This is a genomic window from Pseudomonas piscis (assembly GCF_009380155.1).
GTDB classification, from domain to species: Bacteria; Pseudomonadota; Gammaproteobacteria; order Pseudomonadales; family Pseudomonadaceae; genus Aquipseudomonas; species Aquipseudomonas piscis.
Map to the genome: position 1 here is coordinate 1 of NZ_WHUV01000020.1, position 1,160 is coordinate 1,160.

Annotated in this window: 2 protein-coding genes; both read right to left on the reverse strand. The window is 61.3% G+C overall.

Features of this window, described 5'->3' with window-relative positions:
- Positions 1-31: 31 nt before the first annotated feature.
- On the reverse strand, positions 32-898 hold the full coding sequence (locus GDH07_RS32195; protein WP_152899897.1) for an IS3 family transposase: 867 nt from the start codon (positions 896-898) through the stop codon (positions 32-34).
- Positions 895-1,160, reverse strand: a 266-nt coding sequence (locus GDH07_RS32200; RefSeq protein WP_152899898.1) for a transposase, incomplete at its 5' end; no start/stop codon positions are given. The genes GDH07_RS32200 and GDH07_RS32195, both read right to left, overlap by 4 nt.

The window sequence follows — 1,160 nt, forward strand, 5'->3', positions numbered from 1 at the left end:
CTGGTCTGTCCCGGAGCTGGTGGACAGGTAGTTAAGAGTTACTGCTCGCATAGCGCCGCTCAAACTCCATCGGGCTGAGATAGCCCAACGTCGAGTGGCGGCGACGGTGATTGTAAAAGCGGATGTAGTCGAACAGGTCGGTTTTCGCCTCGTGGTAGCTGGCATAGCGCGTCAGGTACACCCGCTCAGCCTTCAGCGAACGGAAGAAGCTCTCCATCGCGGCGTTGTCCCAGCAGTTCCCGGGACGTGAATGGCTGGGCACGATTCGATGTCGCCGAAGTAAGGCCTGGTAGTCGTACGCGCAGTATTGGCTGCCTCGATCCGAGTGCAGCAGCACTTCTTCTTTCGGCTGCCGGCGTGCAATGGCCATCTCCAGCGCGGCGTGTACCAAGGCCTGCTGCATGCAGTGGTGCATCGCCCAACCGACGACGGCTCGTGAATAGAGATCGAGCACGACTGCCAGATACAGCCAACCTTGGGCCGTCCGCACGTAGGTCATGTCCGAGACCCAGTGCCGATTGGCGCGATCCGAGGCGAACTGGCGATCCAGGTGGTTCGGGGCAATCGGCAGAGCATGACGACTGCTGGAAACCAGCCGCCAGCGCTTGCGCGAGCGAACGCGCAGACCGGCTTCGCGCATCAGTCGAGCAACCCGGTGTCGACCACACGCATGCCCCATGGCCGCTAACTCGGCCTTGATTCTGCGATGGCCATAGATCCCATTCACCTCGTGGTGAATGGTGCGGATCTCCTTGCTCAGACGCCGATTCGCCATCTCTCTCGCCGAAGGTGGCCGCTGCTGCCAGGCATAGAAGCCGCTGCGGGATACCCGTAGCAGCCGGCACATTGGCGCTACGGGATAGCGACCAGCCAACGCCTCGATGGCGCGGAACTTCACTTCGTGGGCTGCGAGAAGATGGCGAGCGCCTTTTTTAAAACATCGCGCTCCATGGTGACCTGAGCCAGTTGCTGGCGTAGACGACGCAACTCCGCGCTCTCACCACGCTGCTTGCCGTTGCCCGGAAAGGCATCGTCACCTTGCTGCTCGTACTGGCGCTTCCATTTGCCCAGCAGGCTTTCAGCGATGCCGAGCGTCTCGGCTACATGACGAAGCGGCGTGCCGGCAAGTACCTGGTCTACCGCCTCGCGTTTGAAGGATT